Annotated in this window: 13 protein-coding genes and 2 tRNA genes; 6 read left to right on the top strand and 9 right to left on the bottom strand. The window is 39.2% G+C overall.

Annotation, left to right across the window (positions count from 1 at the left end; genetic code table 11):
- Nucleotides 1-63: 63 nt before the first annotated feature.
- Nucleotides 64-4,056: a response regulator gene (locus DW640_RS15435; RefSeq protein ID WP_117578637.1), complete on the bottom strand. Its 3,993-nt coding sequence runs from the start codon at nucleotides 4,054-4,056 to the stop codon at nucleotides 64-66.
- Nucleotides 4,057-4,915: 859 nt separating this feature from the next.
- Here DW640_RS15435 and DW640_RS15425 point away from each other — a divergent pair.
- From DW640_RS15425 to DW640_RS15415, 3 genes are all read left to right on the top strand, one after another.
- The gene (locus tag DW640_RS15425; protein ID WP_008762673.1) at nucleotides 4,916-5,212 is read left to right on the top strand and encodes a YtxH domain-containing protein; all 297 of its coding nucleotides are present in this window, start codon (nucleotides 4,916-4,918) and stop codon (nucleotides 5,210-5,212) included.
- A 297-nt stretch (nucleotides 5,213-5,509) separates the two neighbouring features.
- On the top strand, nucleotides 5,510-5,800 hold the full coding sequence (locus DW640_RS15420) for a hypothetical protein (protein ID WP_008762672.1): 291 nt from the start codon (nucleotides 5,510-5,512) through the stop codon (nucleotides 5,798-5,800).
- Nucleotides 5,801-5,853: 53 nt separating this feature from the next.
- Nucleotides 5,854-6,060, top strand: a complete 207-nt coding sequence (locus DW640_RS15415) for a hypothetical protein (protein WP_022470887.1) — start codon at nucleotides 5,854-5,856, stop codon at nucleotides 6,058-6,060.
- A 137-nt stretch (nucleotides 6,061-6,197) separates the two neighbouring features.
- Here DW640_RS15415 and DW640_RS15410 read toward each other — a convergent pair whose 3' ends face one another.
- The 8 genes from DW640_RS15410 to prmC form a co-directional block, all read right to left on the bottom strand.
- Entirely contained in the window at nucleotides 6,198-7,421 is a 1,224-nt protein-coding gene (locus DW640_RS15410) for an FAD-binding oxidoreductase (protein ID WP_008766983.1), read from the bottom strand.
- 522 nt (nucleotides 7,422-7,943) lie between these two features.
- Nucleotides 7,944-8,027, bottom strand: a tRNA-Leu gene (locus DW640_RS15405).
- A gap of 14 nt (nucleotides 8,028-8,041) precedes the next feature.
- Nucleotides 8,042-8,114: transfer RNA gene (locus DW640_RS15400), tRNA-Gly, on the bottom strand.
- Nucleotides 8,115-8,194: 80 nt separating this feature from the next.
- Entirely contained in the window at nucleotides 8,195-9,535 is a 1,341-nt protein-coding gene (gene argH, locus DW640_RS15395; protein ID WP_072066760.1) for an argininosuccinate lyase, read from the bottom strand.
- Between the two features lie 94 nt (nucleotides 9,536-9,629).
- Complete coding sequence (locus tag DW640_RS15390) at nucleotides 9,630-10,040, bottom strand: SRPBCC family protein (RefSeq protein WP_117578636.1); 411 nt, start codon at nucleotides 10,038-10,040, stop codon at nucleotides 9,630-9,632.
- 97 nt (nucleotides 10,041-10,137) lie between these two features.
- The gene (gene pyrE / locus DW640_RS15385; protein ID WP_117578634.1) at nucleotides 10,138-10,776 is read right to left on the bottom strand and encodes an orotate phosphoribosyltransferase; all 639 of its coding nucleotides are present in this window, start codon (nucleotides 10,774-10,776) and stop codon (nucleotides 10,138-10,140) included.
- A gap of 77 nt (nucleotides 10,777-10,853) precedes the next feature.
- Complete coding sequence (locus DW640_RS15380; protein WP_008762666.1) at nucleotides 10,854-11,336, bottom strand: regulatory protein RecX; 483 nt, start codon at nucleotides 11,334-11,336, stop codon at nucleotides 10,854-10,856.
- Nucleotides 11,333-12,169 (bottom strand): peptide chain release factor N(5)-glutamine methyltransferase, encoded by an 837-nt coding sequence (prmC, locus tag DW640_RS15375; RefSeq protein WP_048693819.1) that lies wholly within the window; start codon nucleotides 12,167-12,169, stop codon nucleotides 11,333-11,335. The genes DW640_RS15380 and prmC overlap by 4 nt, the downstream gene beginning before the upstream one ends.
- A 53-nt stretch (nucleotides 12,170-12,222) precedes the next feature.
- Here prmC and ribD point away from each other — a divergent pair, with 53 nt between their 5' ends.
- The 3 genes from ribD to DW640_RS15360 all read left to right on the top strand — a co-directional run bounded on the left by ribD (nucleotide 12,223) and on the right by DW640_RS15360 (nucleotide 15,655).
- The gene (gene ribD / locus DW640_RS15370; protein ID WP_199610388.1) at nucleotides 12,223-13,260 is read left to right on the top strand and encodes a bifunctional diaminohydroxyphosphoribosylaminopyrimidine deaminase/5-amino-6-(5-phosphoribosylamino)uracil reductase RibD; all 1,038 of its coding nucleotides are present in this window, start codon (nucleotides 12,223-12,225) and stop codon (nucleotides 13,258-13,260) included.
- 142 nt (nucleotides 13,261-13,402) lie between these two features.
- Complete coding sequence (locus DW640_RS15365) at nucleotides 13,403-14,884, top strand: DUF6242 domain-containing protein (protein ID WP_117578632.1); 1,482 nt, start codon at nucleotides 13,403-13,405, stop codon at nucleotides 14,882-14,884.
- Nucleotides 14,885-14,920: 36 nt separating this feature from the next.
- Entirely contained in the window at nucleotides 14,921-15,655 is a 735-nt protein-coding gene (locus tag DW640_RS15360; RefSeq protein ID WP_016269810.1) for an isoprenyl transferase, read from the top strand.
- Nucleotides 15,656-15,665: the final 10 nt, after the last annotated feature.

The following is a 15,665-nucleotide window of genomic DNA, read 5'->3' as shown; positions in this document are numbered from 1 at the left end:
CCTATAATCCTCTCCAAAAGTTTATAAGAAACAACAATGGTATAAAACGATATCTCGTCTACTCTATTCCTGATCCGAATTCACAAACTTACTTGGACTGACATTATAATACTTCTTAAATACCTCCCTGAAATACTTCGCATCCGAAAACCCGACAATTTCAGCAATCTCCGTTATTGTATATTCTTTCTGCTTTAATAATTGTGCTGCACGTTGCAAACGGATCATCCGGATGTAGTCAGCCGGAGCATAACCGGTCAGCGCTTTCAGTTTATTATAGAAACTTGTTCGACTCATATGATGCTGATTACTGAGTACATCTACCCCAAAGTCCAAATCTCCCATATTCTTCTCTATACATTCCTTGACTGAAGCTATGAATTTCCAGTCCAAAGTATTAGTACAATTGACAGGTAAATGCTTTTCTTTATTTTCGATACTATTATAGACCTGACGGAGCAATTCACGATTTGCCAATATGTTTTTAATAGTAACCTTTAGTATACCCACACTGAATGGCTTGGTTATATAGGCATCTGCTCCGATTTCCAGTCCTCCGAGTATATTTTTCTCATCCCCTAACGCAGTCAGCAATATGACTGGAATGTGAGACATTTCCACACTCGTTTTGATAGCTGAGCACAGTTCGTCTCCACTCATCTCAGGCATCATTATATCGGATATAACAAGATCTGGATTAAACTCCTTTATAATGACAAGCGCATCTTTGCCATTGGAACAGGACTGGATATTATACCCTGCCATAAGCATATCCACAAGATAATTACGCAAATCATCATTATCTTCCACTACCAGAATACGCTGTAAAGAGGTTTTTATCTGAGGTGCCTCCAAGACCGGCAAGTCAGAAGTTCCCCCCAGTACAACAGCATCCATACGTTCATTCGGCGTTTTTGGAGAGATAAACTTTGCTTTATGCAAATGGGTATTTCCCTTCGGGAAAGTAATTTGCACGCATGTTCCCTGATGTTCAACACTTTGAATATGGATCTTTCCTTTATGCAACTTAACCAGTTTATATACCAGCATCAATCCAATCCCACTTCCGGTCACTTTCAAATTGACTACATTACTACCCCGGAAACAATTTCTGAATAATTTCTTCTGTTCAGATGAAGGAATACCAATTCCTGTATCCTTTACCTCAATACTCCAAGTATTCCCTTCCTCGCAAGCACAAATACACACGCTACCATTCTCTGGCGTGTACTTCAACGCATTTGACAAAATATTCTTCAAGATAGACCCCATTTTGTCACTATCAAACCACACATTCAAATAATCAAAATTACTCTCATAAACAAATCTGACACGCTTCATCTCAGCATATTTGCGGAAAGTAGCACAAACATCATTCATATAAGAATTCAATTCATACTCAGAAACATAAAGAGTAGACGAATATACGTCGATCCGTTCAAAGTTTATCAAGTTGGTTGTCAGCTGAAGCAATGTATTCACATTCTTTAGGGCCATATTCATATGGGGTAATGCCTTCTCTGCCACCATATGGTTTTCAACAACTTCTTCCAGCGGTGCTTTTATCAATGTCAGCGGCGTACGTATATCATGAGCAGTATTAATAAAAAAACGTGTCTTCTCATCAGAAATCTTCTTTTGTTTATGCAACATGATAACACGGAATATGATAATCATAATCAAGACCACCAGAATTGCATACCCCACCATTGCCCACATACTGGCCCACACCGGAGGGGTAATAATGATCTGAATACTCCTTGTTTCATAAGTTTTATACTTCTCCTCATTAGATACAGTACGAATTTGTAACGTATAACTGCCAGGAGGCAGATTTCTAACAACAATCCGATTATCTTGACTCGGACGGGTCCACTCTTTATGATAACCGTCGATTTTCCATGAATAAAGAATATTAGAAGGATAATCATAATTTATGGAAGCCACATCAAGCGAAAAAGTATTTTGACCGTAGGCCAATTCCAGACAATCAGTCTCGTTAATATCCTTCTTCAAGGGAGATCCGTCATCACCAGGATAGACAGGATGATAAGCTATCATAAAATCCCGTAATAACAAACGCGAATAATATGGCTCAGGTATTTCTATGTCTGTCGGAAACTTAACAGCACCATCATTGCCACCAAAGACAAGCGTACTGTTACTGTAAGTTGTGGCAGAACCGGCATTAAAATTTACGCTCATCAGTCCCTGCTCCCGTGTCCAGTTACGGAAAAAATGATCTTTAGGTGAATAAATCGTAATACCATTTTCCGTACCCATCAGGAGATTTTCATCCTGACGCGGAATAATCGTATAAATATTATCAGAAATCAGTGCACAATTATCAGTTCGGTACTGATGAATAAACTTCTTTTTATTGATATCATAAACAAGAAGACCTGCTCCACGAGTACCAATATACAGGATACCATCTTCTCTCTGGTATAATGCACATATATAAGGAGATTCAACAGGCAAGTCAATATACCGGTAAACACCGGATTGCTTGTCAAGCTGATAGAGTCCCATTCTTGTACCAATCCACATTTGACGGGCATTTTTCTCCAGAATGGTGGTGATGGAACTTACTCCCGGATACAAACGAACATTTTTAGTCTCAAGATTAATGCGTTTCAAATGATAATATCCACCGGACCATACATCACCGCCCGAATCCTTTTTAATGTCATAAATGTATTGGTCAGGACGTATTCCTGCAATGGCCGCAGGCGAAAGATAGCTTATTTTAAACCCTTTCTTCTTTTCTATCTTATAAATTCCAGACGTAAAACCACCAGCCCATATCACACCAGGAGAGACTTCACACAACGCCAAGAAGATATGATTCTCATCATCCGGCACCGGATCAAAAGAACTAAAAAAAGAACACCATTCTCTTGTATCGGTCTGATAAAAACTAATTCCATTACTAGTTGCAAACCAAAGGTCACCGTCACTATCTTCTATCACATCATGCACCTGATCATTCACTAACGACCGGTTATTGCCAAGAGAATGCTTTATCAAATCATATCTTCCATAACGATTGTTACGAATGGTAATACCAGTAGGATAATTGGCAAGCCAAATACGCTCCTCCTCATCCACATAGATATCATTGATATTGTTTCCGTTCATTCCATTATAACTGCTATAGTCAGCCGTTATATAAGGTTCACTCTTACAAGTATTTACATTCAGCTTATATACTCCTTTTCCACCCGTAGCTATCAACAACTCATCAGCGTTCAGAGCAACAATCTGATTAACTTCCACATTGTTTGGTGCATAACAAGGAGTGATTTTTTGGGTTTTACCAATATCATATATAAGTATCCCTTCTTTATAACTACCCACAAATAATTGCTTTGACACAGTATGGTAATACAGTTCGTGAACAGGTGTAACGATGCTTTTTACTACTTCATCAGGAATTTGTTTCAGTTCTCCCTTTTCTATCCCGACACAAAACAAACCGCTTCCCGTACCGATAAAAAAATGACCGCCATCAGCCTGCTCAATAGTAGATATTGCACCATCGACAGGCTTTGGCATATGTTGTGTTGTTCCAGTACGAATATTATACCAGGTAATTGTATCTTTGTAACATAGCCAAATATGATCATTCTTGTCCAGATAACCATAATCAAGAAATGCTTGAAACTTATTTCGGATCAATTCAGGGTGTACATAAGCCAATTCAAATTTATCATGTTGTGAATCATACCTGAAAATACGTCCTTTCTGCCCGATTACCCATAATACATCTTCCTGATCCATATAAAGCCAGTTCAAAGCTATCCGTGAGTCCAGCTTCATACTGTCATCCGAGAAAGTATAATGCTTGATGTGTTTACCGTCATAACGATCTACCCCCTCCTGAGTCAAAAACCACATATATCCGCGTCGGTCTTTTTGAATATGGTAGATTTTCTGGTTGTTCAAACCGTCTTCCAACCCTATGTACTTATAAATTTGCCCCTTGCTCACAGCACTACTAATGAGAAGAACTATAAACACTAAAAGTTTTCTATTTTTTACAATTATCTTCATTCCTTTCACAAAACACTCAAAAATATATTTGCAAAAATATGAAAATATTATTTAAACAGCAACTGAATAAATTAATAATTATATGTTAAAAACAGAAACATAAAAAACACAACTATCTCATCTATCGGAAATACCGCATAATACCCCAAATACTCCCCAACAAAAACATCGGAAATAGATAAGTGTTCTTTCTAAATTATATTAGTCATTTTTTGTACGATTTTCCAGCATCAGATCATAAATATACACGAACAGGAATCATCTTATTATTAGGACAATTTCAATCATATATTTATTCCTTCGATTATGCATTTAAAATCCATAAGCCTCTTTTCAATTTTCCATAAAATAAAAAATGATGTTAATTCCATTTTGAAACTTCGAACTATTTTTTTTAATCCCGTGTTTTTTTCATACAGTAGGAGCTTAAGTACATTTCGGATGATATAACAAAAGTAATATAATAAATCGGGGAAGTGTAATAGAGGAAACCTACATATTTTTCTAAAAAAATGAGTTTTAAATATTGTTTCATCAATAAAATCTACAGCCATGAAAAGTATAAGTTCAAATTTATGGATCAGATTAATAGTCAGTTCTATCATAGGAACAATAATTTATTGTTTATCAAGTATGAGACAGCAAACAAGCTGACTGTAAAGAAGAATATTCTAGCGATATGAATAAATATTTTTCCATTCAACAAGCAAAATATTTTTCCTTTATAAAATACTAATTATATATCTATATATTTACATATAAACCCACTAATAAGTATGTGACTTTAAGAACTTAACTTACATACAGTTTCTTACTTATTACCAAACTCTATTTTTAACTATCTAAAACCAACTTAATTATGGAAAATAGAACTTCTGATTTATGGCTCGGTCTTGGTATAGGATCGGTCATTGGCGCCCTCGTTTATCGTTTTTCACGAACTTCTAAAGCCAAAAAACTAAAGAAAAAAGTATGTGATGCCTTTCATAAAATAAGTGGGCAAGCCGAAGAAATGTTAGATACTGCAAAGGAAAAAGTATTGGATACAGGTGCTGCCGTAGCCGATAAAGTTGCAGACAAAACTTTCGACCTAGCTGAAAAGGCAGATGACCTTAAAGGCAAAATGCATACAATAGCTGCTGATGCAAAAAAATGAAACAGATTCTAGTAAACCAATTAAGAACACTAGAGTGTTTCTGAATAAACCTAAATTATTAACTAAAACTTTTGAATTATGAACAAGAAAACTGAAAAGAAACAGGAAGAGGCAAAGGGCACTAAAAAGACCGCCCAAGCTAAAGAGTGCAAGTCTTCGACTTCAAGCAAAAAAACTGAAAAGAAATAGGCATTCAGAATCGTTAAGTTTGTGTCATTCTTCAGGCAGACAGGAATCTGCCTGAAGAATCCACCAATTTATTCTCAAAGTGACTTTACAATTTTAATTTAAAAGAATATGAAAAAATTATTATTTGCGATTTTTGTAGTTACAACTATAATATCCTTCACGTCCTGTCGTAATAAAAAAGAACAGGATAAAGCGAAACAACAAGTTGAAAAAGTGAAAGAAAACGTCAATGATGCAGTGGACAAAGTATCCGATAAAATCGAAGATGGTGCTGATGCCGTAAAAGATGCATGGAAAGACACCAAAAAAGACGTTCAAAACAACGCAGAGAAAACCAAGAAAGAAATCAAGGAAGGATATAACGAAGTGAAAAAAGATGTAAGTAAAAAACTTGACTAATTCTTAATCGTATATCATTCTATAAATAGTAACTTCTTACATATTAATAAGCTATGGTTGGATTTGCAATATGGATTGTTGGATTAGTACTGACTATCAAAGCCGCACTGGAAATATGGCGTATCCATGCACCAATAGAAAGACGGCTGATAGCTATTATCTTAATCGTTCTTACCAGCTGGATAGGATTGCTGTTCTATTATTTCTACGGCAAGGCACGAATGCCGCAATGGCTGGGTACTGGAGTTCAAAAATATTAGCTACATCAGAAAGCAATATTTATATGAATATAATTCTAAACATGGGAGAGTACAGCAAAAGTCAATAGCAACTCTCCCAAAATTTCCCTCCTTCAAGAAGGAGATTTGAGTTACTATTGACTTTTACTCTCTGCAAATTACCAATATTTTTCAATTCTCTCATAACCGAAAATCCTACCGCGTTCATCATCTATACCTTGCAACTTCTTGCAGATAATCTGTGCTCCAATCATACTAAAGGTTATGCCGTTGCCACCATATCCCAAATCAAAAAACATCCTGTCCTTATCTGGACAATTACCGATAAAGGGTAGCCCATCTTTTGTTGTACTAAAAGTGCCACACCACGCCATTTCTGTTTTAAAAGGAATACTTGGAAATAATCTCCTAAATTTCTTTTCTAATACAAGAGTTTTCTTTCTGAGTAACGCATCACGGCGCTCCGGATCACTGAACTTTTCATCTTCACCACCGACAATGATACGATTTCCCCTTGTAGTCCGTATATACAAATATGGCTCAGCTGTTTCCCAAATTAAACACTGTTCAGGCCACAAATCTTTAGAATCTACCGGATGCGACACAAGTGCATAAGTTGAAGTCAAATCCATAATTTCCCGAGATAAAAACTTCCCTGCTTCAAATCCGGCTGCGATGATCACATATTTACACTCTATTTTATGCCCTCTATCTGTTTCTATAATATATCCTTCAGGCATTTCAACACATTCTGTTACACCGGTATGAGTAAAAATTTCCAGTCCATCTTTTTTCATATGGTAGAGCAAAAGACCAGTAGTCGCTTTGTAAGCATCCATCTGCGCCGATACTCGGTTTAACAGTGCATTGCCTGGAACCTCTATATTATACAGTTTTTTTATCTCCTCTTTTCCCAGCAAACGAACCGGCAAATTGTGCTTCTTTCGTATCACATATTCTTTTTCAATTAATTCTATATCCTTTGGAATACTAGCATAAAAAAGACTTGGTCGTTTTTCAAAATCAGCATCTACTCCTGTTTCCTTTAATACCTTTTCAATATCAGCAATTGATGCCAAAGATGCGCGATATGCAGAAACAGCATTATCCTCTCCAATAATTTCTGCCATTTCACAAAGAGGAACATCAATTTCATATTGCAGTAAAGCGGTACTTGCAATGGAACTTCCAGTTGCAATGCTTCGTTTGTCAACCATGCAACATCTTAAACCGGCACTACAAAGCTCGTGTACCATCAAAGCACCCGTTATACCAGACCCCACAACTACAATATCTGTTGAAAAATCATCCTCCAAGGGATGAAAGTAATCTAACAATGAATTTTTAACAACCCAATAGGGCAATCCTGAATGTAAGTCCATAATATATTGAATTATGTAAACTCCCTTGCATCCTCCTCCACACTTACAGCAGGGAGAAAAACGTAAAAACATGGAAAACACAAAAACATTCCCAAAAGAGTTTACTCCCGATTTATAATAAGATACTATTCACCCTGTTCAATTGCGCAATATCTTTTACATTGTATCAAAACGTTCTCAAAATAAACAACATCACACAAAAAAAGATAGTTCGAAGGAAAAGACTGGATTTAACATCTATTTAATGCATAAGAAATATTGTAAAACAACCAGCATATATGAAGGTATTCACCAAACAAAATATCAACATACTATCTAAATAATATATCAAGGTATGAAATTAAATCTCAGTAGATCTATCACATACTTTTTTAACATTAAAAATAAATTCAATGACAATAATTATCAAATATATTCGGTGAGGTTGTAATTGCCCCTTTATCAGCAGGGCATATGGCGGTAGAAACACACAAAAAGCTCCGTAAATCAATGATTTACAGAGCTTTTAATCAGGAATACTCGTACTCGAAGCGGGACTTGAACCCGCACAGCCGCAATGGCCAAAGGATTTTAAGTCCTTCGTGTCTACCATTCCACCATTCGAGCATCCTTTCAAAGAGAGCGGAAAACGAGACTCGAACTCGCGACCCTAACCTTGGCAAGGTTATGCTCTACCAACTGAGCTATTTCCGCATTTTTTCAACGGGTGCAAAGATAATGAGTTTCCTTGTTTCTGCCAAACTTTCGATCAAAAAAGTTTGGCAGAAAATATTTTATCGCCCTAATAATGCTTTCTCAGCCTGCTCCATTCCACAGAAATTGAAGCCATCGACCACTTGTTGCATTAATGCGGAGATTTCATCATTACAAAGATTACCGATACTTCCTTCGTGTGTATGATGCACCTGTTTGTCATGAGTAAATTTTCCGGCTTCTATATCAAGACCGACTTTCTTATACGCATCACGGAAAGGCATACCTTCACGAGCCAGTCGATTCACTTCCTCGACACTGAAAATAAACAGATATTTATCATCATCAAGGATATGTTCATTCACCTTAATCTCATTCATGATATAAGTCGTCATCTGCAAGCAGTCCTTCAGTTCCTGAAAAGCGGGAAGGAAAACCTCTTTAATAATCTGTAAGTCACGGAAGTAACCGGATGGCAGATTGTTTGCTATCATCATTATCTGCTGAGGAAGAGACTGCAGTTTATTACATTTAGCACGTGTCAGTTCGAACACATCCGGATTCTTCTTATGAGGCATGATGCTCGAACCGGTAGTACAATCATCCGGCAGCTTCACGAAACCGAAGTTCTGACTATTGAACATACAAGCATCAAAAGCCAGCTTGGAGATCGTTCCGGCAATGGTAGCCAATGCAAAAGCAACATTACGCTCCAACTTGCCACGTCCCATCTGCGCATAAACGACATTATAATTCAGCGAATCAAAACCTAACAAATCGGTTGTCATCGTCCGGTTCAACGGGAAAGAGGAGCCATATCCTGCTGCAGAGCCCAAAGGATTGCGATTGCACATCCTGAAAGCCGCTTGTAGGAACTGCATATCATCCACCAGGCTTTCGGCATAAGCACCGAACCACAATCCAAAGGATGAAGGCATCGCAATCTGCAAATGGGTATATCCCGGCATCAGGACATTTTTATATCGCTCACTCTGAAGAATCAACACATGAAAGAGTTGTTCCACCGCTTCCGCGATCTCGCGAATCTGTGTACGGGTAAAGAGTTTGAGGTCCAGCAAAACCTGATCATTCCGTGAACGACCACTGTGAATCTTCTTACCGACATCTCCCAAACGGCGGGTCAGCATCAATTCTACCTGCGAATGCACATCCTCTACTCCTTCTTCTATTATAAACTCACCTCTTTCGGCCGAAGCATAAATAGTCTTCAACTCAGCCAACAACTGTTCCAGTTCTTCCTTGGTCAACAGACCGATACTTTCGAGCATCGTAATATGAGCCATAGAACCGAGTACATCATGTTTAGCCAGATAAAGATCCATCTCACGATCACGTCCCACCGTAAAACGTTCGATGTCTTTATTTACCTGCACGGATTTTTCCCAAAGTTTCTGCGCCATAATATTTAAGTATTAGGTAATAAGTAGTAAGTAATAATCGTAGTTACGTTGATACTCCGCGGGTATTACCTATTATTTATTACTTATTACCTGTTTAATAGTTAATCATCGACAGCATCTCAACCATCTTCTTCAGACCATCCTGAAGAGGTTTCTGTACCATCGCTTTCATAAACGGATTGATATCCATACTGATAGTCACTTTCAACTTGCACTCTTCCTCTGCTGTTGAGACTAGCTGCATCCACATATTAAAAGGTAGCGGAGAGTTGGTAGTTGCCAGTTTAATACATTTGCAAGGTTCACGCTCAACAATCTGCAACGTCAGCTGACCGATAGGCGAAACGCTAAAGCTCAGTGTATCCGAATCAAAACTCAAGTCCTGTATTTTATCTTCCGGTAAACGGTCTTTCACTGATTCCAGGTTGCTCAAGTCCGACAGCTTGGCATACACACGTTCCTGACTGTAAGGTATTACCTTTACACTACTTTCAAAATTAGCCATAATTCTTTATTCGTATAAAATCAAAGAAAGAACTATCCGAACAGATATTGTCCGAATGGTTCTTTCTTACTAAAATTTCCGATCAAATAATACAATATTATTTCCCTGCATCCCAATGAGCCGGGTCTTTACGCCAATCGTTCAATGTCGCAATATCTTCTTCTTCGATATAACCGGTACGAAGTGCTACATCAAGTACTGCTTCGTAATTGGTCAACGTCACCAAAGGTACTTTAGCATTCTTGAATGCTTCCTCGGCAACGGGAAAGCCATACGTATAGGCAGCTACCATACCGATCACTTCACAACCATCGCGACGAATTGCTTCCACAGCCTTCAAACTACTACCACCTGTAGAAATCAAATCTTCAACCACTACGACTTTCATACCCGGACGAAGTTCTCCTTCAATCAGGTTTTCCAATCCGTGGTCTTTCGGGGTAGAACGAACATACACGAACGGCAGATTCAACGCGTCAGCCACTAATGCTCCCTGAGGGATAGCACCTGTAGCCACACCTGCAATCGCATCCACCTGTCCGAATCGTTCCAATATCAGACGTGTAATCTCAATCTTCACAAAATTACGAAGAGAAGGATAGGACAGAGTTTTACGGTTGTCACAGTAAAAGGGGGATTTCCATCCAGAAGCCCATGTAAAAGGGTTAGCGGGTTGAAGTTTAATAGCCTTAATCTTCAAAAGTTTCTCCCCAAATAGTCTCTCTAAGTTTTTCATAACTAAACTAACTATTAATTATTTGCCGCAAAAGTACAGAAATTGAACGAGAATAGAAAGAAGAATCCGTTTATTTTTTAACTGAATTGTTCCTCTTCCTCCGGAATTTCGATACAACGACGTATATCTTTGAGTTCAAAACCACGGCTCACCGCAAATCGCATCAGCTTTCCGTTCAGTTCATAATCATCTTTCGCATGAATGCTTTTCCGTTTGGAAGCCAGCAAGTCACGCAGGATGGAGAGATATTCCTCTTCATCAATTTCGTTCAGATGACGCCATGCCACATCGGAAGGAATCTTCTTCATGTAGAGTCCCTGTGCTATTTTCATTTTACCCCATTTGGCAAAACGAAACTTATCGTTCACAAAAGCACGGCAATAGCGCTCGTCATCAATATACTTTTCGGTTTCCAGCCGTTCAAGGATACGCGCTATGGTCTCATAGGCTATACCCCAACGCTGTAATTTCTCATTTACTTCTGCCCGGCAATGTTCTGCAGCGGAGCAATAAGAGGCAACACGATTCAACGCCTCTTCATCTGTTAATTGTGCACTCATCGGTTAGCTGTAAGTATTCTATCTTTTCCAAATATGTCTTTTATAACACGAACGTCCCGATATTGGTTCATTTCTATCATGCGTATCATGTCTTGTCCGTATGCCTGATTGATTTCAAAATAGAGTTTGCCACCCGGACGAAGTAGTTCTCGTCCCAGTTCCGCAATCCGGCGATAGAAACGCAGAGGGTCTTCATCAGGAACAAACAGGGCAAGTTCCGGCTCCCAGTCAAGCACATTGGCTTCCATCTCTGTTTTTTCAGTTTCCGTCACATAGGGCGGATTGCTGACAATTATATCGTAAGATGCCCCCTGTATTCCGTCAGCAGAAAAAACATCCTGTCGACGGAAGGTGACCTGAGCATCCAACTCTTCATTATTTTTACGGGCAATAGCCAACGCTTCTTCCGAAATATCCCAGGCATCCACTTTCGCATCCGGCAGATTTTTATCCAGAGAGATGGCGATACATCCGCTTCCTGTACCTATATCTAATAGGCGACGAGCATCCGGATTCTCCTTTACAATCAGGTCCACCAGTTCGGCAGTCTCCGGACGAGGGATCAGCACGCCGGGAGCTACCCGAAAGTTCCTTCCACAGAACTCAGCATATCCCCGAATGTACTGTATTGGCTCATTTTTCTGCAAACGGAATATAATGTTTTCTAATTCACGCTGTTTGCATGCAGATAAAATTATATCTTTGCCCATGTAAATATCAAGCGCATCCACCCCCAACATGTCGCAACAGATCAACATCGAAAGAGCTTTGACCTCTTCCGGCGGATAAATATCCTGTAGTGACTGACGAATGTAAGCAGTGATGCGGTTCATATTTTACGATTTCGGAGTGCAAAAGTAAGAATAATATAGCGAAGAGCACCAAAATGGAAGAAGAAAAATACATGAGACGTTGCATTGAACTGGCAAAAAACGGACTGTGCAATGTCGCTCCAAACCCGATGGTAGGGGCTGTTATCGTATGTGACGGACTTATTATCGGCGAAGGATATCACATCCGCTGCGGAGAGGCGCATGCCGAAGTAAACGCGATTCGTTCCGTCAAAGACAAGTCTTTATTGAGCCGTTCCACCATTTATGTCAGCCTGGAACCTTGCTCACACTACGGAAAGACGCCTCCTTGTGCCGACTTGATTATCGAGAAGCAGATTCCCCGTATTGTAATTGGCTGTCAAGACCCGTTCTCACAGGTCGCCGGACGAGGAATTCAGAAGTTGCGGGACGCCGGAAGAGAAGTGACAGTAGGCGTACTGGAGAAAGAATGCAGGTATCTGATCCGGCGCTTCATTACTTTCAATACGCTGCACCGCCCCTTTATCACACTAAAATGGGCAGAATCGGCTGATCATTTCATTGATGTAGAACGAACAGACGGCAATCCCGTAGTACTGTCCTCCCCTCTTACTTCCATGCTTGTACATAAAAAGAGAGCGGAAACTGATGCAATCATGGTAGGCAGGCGGACAGCATTGTTGGACAATCCGTCGCTGACAGTCCGCAACTGGTACGGCCGGAATCCGGAACGCATCGTTTTGGACCGTGCATTGTCTCTTCCCCACAGCCTGCGTCTGTTTGACGGAGAAGTACCCACCATCGTATTTACAGCAGAAAAACATCCGGACAAGAAGAACGTCACATACCGCACGATTGAATTCACACAGGATATTCTGCCACAGATCATGAAAGTGCTATATCAACAAAAAATACAGTCCTTACTGGTAGAGGGAGGAAGTCAGCTGCTCCAATCATTTATTGATGCCGAACTATGGGATGAAGTATATATTGAGAAATGTCCGTGCAAGCTGAATTCCGGTGTTAAAGCACCTGAAATAAGCGATAATTTTAGTTATTCGACTGAAAAACACTTCGACAGACAGATTTGGCATTATGTTTTCGAGAAATAGCTAAAATAGTTCTATTCAAGGGGTTCTACGTCGATAAAAACAGCGTTATTATCTATAATTTTATATAAAACTTCCCCTTAATGTTCTATATCGGAAAAAATGTTCCTATTTTTGCAACTTGTAAATAAACACAATCTTTCAAATGAGAATAAAGTTTTTATCAATCATTGCGAGTTTTTTCATGGTGTCATTCGTTATTACGTCTTGCCTTGACAATGATAACGAAGTCAATTATAGTCCGGATGCGACTATACGCGCATTTGAACTTGACACTATAGGTTATGGGGTAAACTATAAATTCACAATTGACCAAGTTAGTCGTTTAATATATAATGTGGATTCACTGCCTGTCAATGCTGACACGATCATTAATAGTATTCTGATCAAGACGCTGACAACAGCATCCGGTATCGTGACGATGAAAGATCAGAACGATCAGGATTCAATCGTTAATATTAACGACTCTATTGACCTGACTAAGTATGTAAATGCAACCGAGAAAAACAACTTTCTGGTACTGAAGGTATGGGCACCGAATATGGAGGTTCAGAATGAGTACAAAGTTAATATACGGATGCATACGATGGTTCCCGATTCACTCAGTTGGGGAAAAGAGCCGATAGCGAATAATCCTATGAGCAACACTACTGAAAAACAAAAGATAGTAACGCTTGGGGATAAGATATTACTATTCACTCAAAACAGTGATGATATTTATAGCACAGCAATACCGGCAGGCTCTCCTACTGATCGTTTAAACTATGGTCAAAAATGGGATAAAGAAACGACAGGAAAACTTCCTGTTGGTGCTGATATTACATCCATTATCCGATTCGTTGACAAGTTATATTTACTTGCTGAGAATAAGGAAGTATATAATTCTAATGACGGTTTGACTTGGACAAAAGATGAAGTACTCAATTCCGATGGTGTTTCCGTTACTAATCTGATAACCAGCTTTTCTGACAGTGATGGCAGTAACCATAAAAAGATAAATGGAATAGCAGGTATAGTAGAGATTAATGGAAAGAAATATTTCAGTTTTGCAAAGAAAGATGCAACATGGGAGAAAGATATAGACAAATTAACAGCTGTCCCTGCTGAGTTCCCGATAAACAATCTGTCAGCCGATGTATATGCAACTGAAAGCGGAACGTTGAATGCAATCGTTGTAGGTAATACTGAAGACGGTTTAGACAATGACACAGCTACAGTCGTTTGGGCTTCAGAAGATGGTAAAGCCTGGATTCCAATGGAGATTCCATCAAATAATAACTGTCCGAAATTAGTAGACCCGTCTATTATACATTATAATGACGCATTTTACATTTGCGGAAAAGAGACAAAAGATGATGCTAAGGGATTCCAGAAATTCTATACCTCCCCGACATTACTTGTATGGAAAGGGGTAGACAGAATGTTCATGCTTCCCGGAATTCTTCCTCCGGTGAAACTTGAAGGAGGAGTAATACAATATCCTTATTCCGAGTTTAGCTTCAAGGGAAAAGAAGCAAACTACACAATGGTAGTTGACAGAAACCATTATATATGGATGGTAGGCGGTCAAGGTATTGACAAAATCTGGCGTGGTAGAGTTAATAAACTCGGATTTCTAATACAATAATAAGAAGTAGTTAAATACGAACCTTATAATCAAAACATGTCCTATATAGAGAAAATAGACAAAAATCGGATTCCCCAGCACATAGCCATCATTATGGATGGGAATGGGAGATGGGCTAAACAGCGGGGAAAAGAACGAACTTACGGTCACCAGGCAGGCGCAGAAACGGTACATAAAATTATCGAGGATGCTGCACGTCTGGGGGTCAAATATCTGACTTTATATACCTTCTCCACTGAGAACTGGAACCGTCCGCAGGAAGAAGTAGCAGCTTTGATGAATCTATTGCTGGATTCTATCGAAGAAGAAACTCTGATGAAGAACAATATCCGTTTCCGCATTATTGGCGATATAAAGAAATTACCTGCCGAAGTACAGGAAGGTCTGTCAAGATGTATAGAACACACAGCTAATAATACAGGAACCTGTCTGGTACTGGCACTCAGCTACTCTTCCCGCTGGGAAATGACTGAAGCAGTCCGACAGATTGCAACGCTTGCGAAAACGGGAGAAATATCTCCTGAACAAATAACAGATGAATACATAACTGCTCATCTGACCACAAACTTTATGCCCGACCCGGATTTACTGATCCGCACGGGAGGAGAAATCCGACTAAGCAACTACCTGCTATGGCAATGTGCTTATTCGGAGCTTTATTTTTGTGATACATTCTGGCCGGACTTCGATAAAGAAGAATTCTGTAAAGCCATTTATGAGTATCAGCAAAGAGAGCGCCGGTTCGGCAAAACGAGTGAACAAATCAGCTAACATAATTCGA

Origin of the sequence: Bacteroides sp. AM23-12 (assembly GCF_003434395.1) — a bacterium.
Lineage (GTDB): Bacteria > Bacteroidota > Bacteroidia > Bacteroidales > Bacteroidaceae > Bacteroides > Bacteroides thetaiotaomicron.
The sequence above is the reverse complement of the archived record's forward strand: the minus strand, read 5'-3'. Positions and strand labels throughout refer to the sequence as shown.